This is a genomic window from Synechococcus sp. H55.2 (assembly GCF_047462495.1).
Taxonomy (GTDB): domain Bacteria; phylum Cyanobacteriota; class Cyanobacteriia; order Thermostichales; family Thermostichaceae; genus Thermostichus.
The window spans coordinates 1-6,640 of the sequence record NZ_JANSJH010000068.1; the positions used below are offsets into that span (position 1 = coordinate 1).

Annotated in this window: 7 protein-coding genes; 4 read left to right on the plus strand and 3 right to left on the minus strand. The window is 59.5% G+C overall.

The features are described from left to right. Positions 1 to 20 precede the first annotated feature (20 nt). From NW844_RS08890 to NW844_RS08900, 3 genes are read right to left on the minus strand one after another with little or no spacing between them, the layout of a single operon-like run. Positions 21 to 1,205, minus strand: a complete 1,185-nt coding sequence (locus tag NW844_RS08890; RefSeq protein WP_414335031.1) for an LL-diaminopimelate aminotransferase — start codon at positions 1,203 to 1,205, stop codon at positions 21 to 23. Between the two features lie 48 nt (positions 1,206 to 1,253). Further along, on the minus strand, positions 1,254 to 1,847 hold the full coding sequence (locus tag NW844_RS08895; RefSeq protein WP_414335032.1) for a TolB family protein: 594 nt from the start codon (positions 1,845 to 1,847) through the stop codon (positions 1,254 to 1,256). A 46-nt stretch (positions 1,848 to 1,893) separates the two neighbouring features. Next, the gene (locus tag NW844_RS08900; RefSeq protein ID WP_414335033.1) at positions 1,894 to 2,178 is read right to left on the minus strand and encodes a DUF427 domain-containing protein; all 285 of its coding nucleotides are present in this window, start codon (positions 2,176 to 2,178) and stop codon (positions 1,894 to 1,896) included. A gap of 189 nt (positions 2,179 to 2,367) precedes the next feature. On the opposite strand from NW844_RS08900, the gene NW844_RS08905 reads away from it, so the two are divergent. The 4 genes from NW844_RS08905 (at position 2,368) to NW844_RS08920 (ending at position 6,311) form a co-directional block, all read left to right on the plus strand. Beyond that, complete coding sequence (locus tag NW844_RS08905) at positions 2,368 to 3,792, plus strand: DUF697 domain-containing protein (protein WP_414335034.1); 1,425 nt, start codon at positions 2,368 to 2,370, stop codon at positions 3,790 to 3,792. A gap of 45 nt (positions 3,793 to 3,837) precedes the next feature. Further along, positions 3,838 to 4,605, plus strand: a complete 768-nt coding sequence (locus NW844_RS08910) for a peptidase (RefSeq protein ID WP_414335035.1) — start codon at positions 3,838 to 3,840, stop codon at positions 4,603 to 4,605. A gap of 45 nt (positions 4,606 to 4,650) precedes the next feature. After that, positions 4,651 to 5,637, plus strand: coding sequence for a glycine--tRNA ligase subunit alpha (glyQ, locus tag NW844_RS08915; protein ID WP_414335036.1), 987 nt, complete (start codon positions 4,651 to 4,653; stop codon positions 5,635 to 5,637). A gap of 149 nt (positions 5,638 to 5,786) precedes the next feature. After that, a complete protein-coding gene (locus NW844_RS08920; protein ID WP_414335037.1) occupies positions 5,787 to 6,311 on the plus strand; it encodes an NYN domain-containing protein in 525 nt (174 codons plus the stop codon). Positions 6,312 to 6,640 lie beyond the last annotated feature (329 nt).

Here is a 6,640-nt window from a genome sequence, read left to right on the forward strand (position 1 = left end):
GGGGTGAGGGCATTTCAAGCTTAAGACATGCACTGGGACAAAAACTCCCCAATCCGACCTATTGCTTCCTCCAGCCGGGATCCCTCCGCCACCAGGGCAAAGCGGACATAGCCTTCGCCACTGGGGCCAAAGCCAGAGCCCGGCGACAGGGCAACGCCGGTAGCCCTCACCAAGTCCAGACAAAACTGGGCTGAGGAACCACGGTAGGACTCCGGCAAAGGCGCCCACAGGTACATGGTGGCCTCCGGCAGGGGCACGGGCCAGCCGATGCGGTGCAAGGCTGCCACCGCGATATCCCGCCGCTGGCGGTACACCTGCCGCCAGTGATCCAAGAAGCTATCGGGAGCCGCCAAGGCCGCCGCTGCCCCCCGCAGAATGCCCTGGTAGGGGTGGAAGTCGATGGTGGACTTCACCAGGCGCAAAGCTCGGATCAGCTCGCGGCTGCCGATGGCATAGGCCACCCGGAACCCCCCCATGTGATAGGACTTAGAGAGGGAAAAGAACTCGATGGTGCGGGTCTTGTCTGGATCCGCCAGCAGCGCCGAGGGAGCCACCTGGCCGTCGAAACGCCAGTCCACATAGGGAAAGTCATGGGCCAGGAAGATATCGTGCTGCCGACAAAATTGCAGCGCTTCCTGCCAAAACTCTGGGGTGACGGTGGCGGTGGTGGGGTTGTGGGGATAGCTCAGCACCAACAGCCGCGCCCGACGACAGACCTCCACCGGGATCTCGTCCCACTGGGGCAGGAAGCGGTTTTTCGCCCGCAGGGGCAAATAGTAAGGGATCCCTCCCGCCAGATGGATCCCGCCCACGTGGGAGGGGTAGCCGGGGTCGGTGACCAAAGCAATATCCCCGGGATTGAGCAAGGCCAGCGGTAGAAGGGCCGTTCCCTGCTGGGATCCGATCAGCGGCAGCACCTCGGTTTCTGGGTCGATCCCCAGGCCGAACTTCCTCAGGTACCACTTGGCGCAGGCGGCGCGGAAATCGGCGGTGTCGTGAAACAGAGTGTAGCCGTAGGTGGCGGGATCCGACAAAGCGGATTGAATGGCTGCCAGCGCTTCCGGAGGCGGGGGCAGATCTGAGGAGCCCAAAGAAAGGTCGATGACATCCAAGCCCGACCGGCGCGCCTCCCACTTGGCCTGGTCTAGCTGGTCGAAGACATTAGAGTGCAGCAGCTCCAGTCGTTGGGCAAAGGCAGTGGGCATGGGGCAGATCCAGGGTGGCTAGGGCGTCATCCAAACAGCGGGATCTCTTTAGGGATTGTTGGGATTGTTGCCGGCAGTGGAGGAGCTGGGGGCAGAGGGCCGTGTGGCCGCCGCCGGGCCGCGGTCAAAGATCTCGATGTGCCACTGGCCGCGACCGTTGCTTTCAAAGGCGATAAAGCGGCCATCGCCGCTGATGGTGGGGTTGCGCACATCCCCCGGCACCCGGCTGCTGATGTTTTCGACGCGGCGGGTTTGCCGGTCGTAGAGAAAGATCTCCGACTTGCCCAGCGCATTGGACATATAGACGATGTAGCGACCGTCGGCGCTGATGTCGGGCGAGGTGGCAGCCACATCGCTGGAATTCAGACCGGGCAAGTCCACCAGCCGCTGTTCCACCGTGTCGTAGAGAAAAATATCCTGGCTGCCGCTGCGGGCAGAGGAAAACACCAGGTAGCGACCATCGCCACTGAAAGCAGGCTCCCCATCGGGGAAGATACTGTTGAGGCCGCTGCCGGCCAGGGTGGGGCGCGGCGTGCGCAAGCCTGCCGGGCTGCAGCCCAACAGCACCAGGCTCAATCCGGCCCAACACAATTTTTTTGCCCAGCAGGTCAGCCTGAACGGGATCCGGCCCTTGGTCAGCATTGCCTTGCCTCTCCGATTCTTTCCATCATACCCAGCCGGCAAACGGCTAGGGTTCTACCTTGACGCCCTTCCAGAAGGCCACGTAGCCGCGGATGTTGGCTGCAGCCGGCTTGGGATCGGGGTAGTACCAGGCGGCGTCTTTGTTCTCCTGGCCGTTGACCACAAGGGTGTAGTAGCTGGCTTGCCCCTTCCAAGGGCAGGTGGTGTGGGTGGGGCTGGGCTGAAAGTATTCCCGCCGCAAAGATTCCGGCGGAAAATAGATGTTGCCTTCCACGGTTTCGTAGCGGTCGGTCTCCGCCACCACCACCCCGTTCCAGATGGCCCTGGGCATGAAAAACCTCCTGTCGCGAACTCTCGGTTCTCAACGTTAGTTTTAACGTTATTTTTGAAGTTGCAGATCTCGGCAAGGCCAACTGCCTTTCTTTGAGATTAGCTTTTCTGCCTGTCGTTGATCGTTGTCGTTGAGGGTTGACACCCGCCCCTGCTGGGCTATTCTCCACTGCTATTGAGCGCTACGGCCATGGCTCGCCGCAACACCCTAGAAGATGACCTCAACTACCAGCAAGCCAAGCGCAGCCTGCGCCAGTGGGTGGCCCAACTGGATCTGCACCCCCAAGAGATCGCGGGCCTAGAAGGGGAGTTAGAGGATCTGCAAACGCTGCTGGACAAGCTGGAGACTGAGGTGATCCACATCGCCGCCTTTGGCCTGGTGGGGCGGGGCAAGTCCTCCCTGCTCAATGCCCTGTTGGGCGAGCCGGTGTTCGAGACGGGGCCAACCCACGGCGTCACCCGTACCCATCGAGCTGCCGTTTGGAACATCAGTTGGGAAACCCGCCCCAAGGCCCCAGCCGCCCCGGCCCGGGGATCCCAACTTCCCCCGCCAGCCATTCAATCGGTACAGGTTACCCACTGGCAGGGATCCCGTCTGGAGCTGATCGACACCCCTGGCCTCGATGAGGTGGACGGCGAGGAGCGGGCGCGGCTGGCCCAAGAGGTGGCGCAGCGGTCGGATCTGATCCTGTTTGTCGTCTGTGGGGATCTGACACGGGTGGAGTTTGAGGCCCTGGCGGCCCTGCGGGAGGCGGGCAAGCCCATGCTGCTGGTCTTCAACAAGATCGACCAGTACCCAGAGGCGGATCGCCAGGCCATTTACGACAAGATCCGCAACGAACGGGTACGGCAGCTCCTTTCCCCCAACGAAATTGTCATGGTGGCGGCCTCCCCGCGCGTGCCTCGCCTGGTGCAAAGGCCGGACGGGAGCTTCGGCGCCCAACTGGAAGTGGGATCCCCGCAGGTGGACGAGCTGCGCCTGAAAATCCTGGAAGTCCTGCATCGGGAGGGGCGCTCACTGCTGGCCTTGAATGCCCTCCTGTTTGCCGATCGCGTCAACCAACAGGTGATCGAGCGCAAGCTGCAAAGCCGCGCCCAGCAGGCCCAAGATCTCATCGCCGCCGCTGCCCGCACCAAAGCGCTGGCGGTTGCCCTCAACCCCATTACCCTGCTGGATACTCTGGGAGGGCTGGCTCTGGATGTCACCCTGATCCTGCGCCTGTCCCGCCTGTATGGCTGGCCCATGAGCAGCGCGGGAGCCGCCCAACTGCTGCAGAAGATCGTCCTCAGCATGCTCAGCCTGGGGGCAGGAGAATGGGTGGCGCTGTTGGGCCTGGGATCCCTGAAAACCTTGCTGGGGGGATCCCTGCCCTTTGCTGGGGGACTCTCTCTGGGGGCCTACGGTTCGGTGGCCCTGACCCAGGCGGTGTTGGCCGGGTTTTCCTGCTACGCCATCGGGGAGGCGGCCCGTCGCTACCTGGCCCAGGGAGCCAGTTGGGGGCCGGAGGGGCCCAAAGCCGCCATAGCCCAGATTTTGGCCGATTTGGACGAAGCCTCGATCACCGCCCGCCTGCGGGAGGAAATCCGCCACAAAATTGGATTCGCTCTCTCCTGACCCTCTACAACCCTCTACAATCAGAAGGCCGAGCCAATCGTTCCCATGACCTACTGCCTTGGCATCCTCACCCGTTTTGGCTTGGTGATGGCAGCAGATTCCCGCACCAACGCCGGGGTGGACTATGTCTCCACCTATCAGAAGCTGTTCGATTTTTCCTTGCCCGAAGAACGGGTAATCTTAATTTGCACCTCTGGCAACCTGTCTATTACCCAGAGCGTTTTAACGGAAGTGCAGCGGGATCTGCGACAGCAGGAAAGTGCGAATCTTCACACGTTTCCCCATCTCTACGACGTGGCCCGCTACCTGGGATCCAAAATTCGTTACATCCAAGAGCAAGACCGACCCTGGTTGGAAAAAGACGGCATCGACGCCCAGTGCAGCCTGTTGCTGGGAGGACAAATCCGCGGCGAGGAGCCGGCCCTTTTTTTGATCTACAGCCAGGGCAATTGCATTCAAGCCACCCCAGAAACGCCTTTTTTGCAAGTGGGGGAAACCAAATACGGCAAGCCCATCCTGGATCGCACCCTCTCCTACGAAACCTCGCTGCAGGATGCGGCCAAATGCGCTCTCCTCTCCATCGACTCCACCATGAAGTCCAACATCTCCGTCGGCCCCCCCATCGACCTGGTGATGGTGCCGGCCAATCAGTTCAAAGTTACCCACCGCCTGCGCCTGCGCACCGGGGATCCCTACCTGGCCAAGATGCGCAAGCTCTGGGAGAGCGCCCTCAAACAAGCCTTCGACCAAATGCCCCCCATCGAGTGGGACTACTCAGATTCAGCCGATCGAGAAGAAGAGCTGATCGACTGAGCGGGGGAGATTGGTAGGATAGGGTAGCTTTGCCCAGCCCTTGTCATGTCAGCCCACACCTTTCAGGACTTGATCTTTCGCCTGCAGCAGTTTTGGGGGGAACAAGGCTGCCTCATCCTGCAGCCCTACGACCTGGAAAAAGGCGCCGGCACCATGAGCCCCCACACGTTTTTGCGCGCCCTGGGGCCAGATCCCTGGCGGGTGGCCTATGTCGAACCTTGTCGCCGCCCCACCGATGGGCGCTACGGCCAAAACCCCAACCGCCTGCAGCATTATTTTCAATACCAAGTGCTGATCAAACCCTCCCCCGACAACATCCAAGATGTGTACCTAGATAGCCTACAAGCTCTGGGCATCAACCCGGCAGAGCACGACATTCGCTTTGTGGAAGATGATTGGGAATCTCCCACCTTGGGGGCTTGGGGTGTGGGCTGGGAAGTGTGGCTGGACGGCATGGAAGTTACCCAGTTCACCTACTTTCAACAGGTGGGCGGGCAGGATTGTCGCCCGGTTTCTGTAGAAATTACCTATGGGCTAGAGCGCCTGGCCATGTACCTGCAGGGGGTAGATTCGGTTTTCGATCTCTGCTGGAATGAGCACCCTTCCCTGGGCCGGATTACCTATGGACAAATCTATTTCCAAAACGAGGTGGAGCAGTCCTACTACAACTTCGAGTATTCCGACCCTGAAATGCTGCTGGAATTGTTCCGCCTCTACGAAGCCGAGGCTAAGCGCTTGATCGAAACCACACACCAGAAGCTGCAGAAACAACTGTTGCCGGATCGGTTGGCTGTGTCTCTGCTCCTGCCCGCCTACGACTATGTGCTCAAGTGCTCCCACACCTTTAACCTGCTCGATGCCCGCGGCGTCATTGCCGTAGCCGAGCGCACCCTCTACATTGGGCGCATCCGCAACCTGGCCCGACAATTGGCGGAGCTATATGTCAGCCAAGCGGATCGACCCGGCTCCAGCTATGCCCTAGGGCAGACGGAACCCACCCTGATCTCCAAAGGCGCCTGGGCTAATAGCTAGGGAAAAAGATCCCTGTTTTCGCTATGATGAGAGATTGGTATCAGCAGGCGCTGGCCTGCCATAGCCACCCCTTACCTTAGGATAATCGACACTCTCGTTTTCGCCCTCTTTTCCTGACCAGTCCACCTTATATTCCCGGAAAAATCTTTATGTTTCGCCATCCCGTCACGCGGGTTTCCATCTTTATCGATGGGAACAATATGTTTTATGCCCAACAAAAAAATGGCTGGTTTTTCGACCCGCGCCGAGTCTTGGATTATTTTGTTAGGTCACAGCCCAATGTCGAGCTAGTCAACGCATTTTGGTACACCGGCATCAAGGATCCCAACGATCAAAGGGCTTTTCGAGATGCTCTGATCAGCTTGGGCTTCACCGTACGCACCAAGATCCTCAAAGAATATCGAGACGAAGACTCCGGCCGCTACTCCCAGAAGGCCAACCTGGATATCGAGATCGTTATCGATATGTTCAACACCGTTGGGCAATACGACAGGATCGTTTTGTTTAGCGGCGATGGCGATTTTGAGCGGGCCGTCGAGCTGTTGCGCTCCAAAAACACTCTGATTACGGTCGTCTCCACCGAAGGGATGATCGCTCGCGAGCTGCGCAACGCCACCGACCGCTACATCGACCTCAACGACATTCGCCCCTACATCGAGAAGCTAGACAAGTAAGGCCGAGATTTTGGGCCGATCCCTCTGCTGTTGAGCCGGCCCCACAGCTCCCTGGCGGAGTTGCCACAACTCATCTGAGTTCCTTCTGGTTTCTCCGCCTTGAGGGGAAGTCTGCTGAGTAAGATTGCTGCCACGCGAGCGACCCATCCGTTACGCCGACCATAGTCGGCGTTGCCGGGAAAAGCTGTCCCAGCCACTTTAAGTTGCTCTGGCAACCGTCAGAAGGGTTGTTATAGTCATTATCAAATAGCAATGAAACACTTCTCCACCTCGTTATTACTACGCAATGCTGTCGCTCTAACTCCCCTCTCCCTCTGGGAGAGGGGCCG

What these genes read in the sequence shown, in the direction of transcription:
- NW844_RS08890 (WP_414335031.1), bottom strand. Translation starts at nt 1,205, where the DNA reads ATGCCCACTGCCTTTGCCCAACGACTGGAGCTGCTGCACTCTAATGTC.
- NW844_RS08895 (WP_414335032.1), bottom strand. Translation starts at nt 1,847, where the DNA reads ATGCTGACCAAGGGCCGGATCCCGTTCAGGCTGACCTGCTGGGCAAAA.
- NW844_RS08900 (WP_414335033.1), bottom strand. Translation starts at nt 2,178, where the DNA reads ATGCCCAGGGCCATCTGGAACGGGGTGGTGGTGGCGGAGACCGACCGC.
- NW844_RS08905 (WP_414335034.1), top strand. Translation starts at nt 2,368, where the DNA reads ATGGCTCGCCGCAACACCCTAGAAGATGACCTCAACTACCAGCAAGCC.
- NW844_RS08910 (WP_414335035.1), top strand. Translation starts at nt 3,838, where the DNA reads ATGACCTACTGCCTTGGCATCCTCACCCGTTTTGGCTTGGTGATGGCA.
- glyQ (WP_414335036.1), top strand. Translation starts at nt 4,651, where the DNA reads ATGTCAGCCCACACCTTTCAGGACTTGATCTTTCGCCTGCAGCAGTTT.
- NW844_RS08920 (WP_414335037.1), top strand. Translation starts at nt 5,787, where the DNA reads ATGTTTCGCCATCCCGTCACGCGGGTTTCCATCTTTATCGATGGGAAC.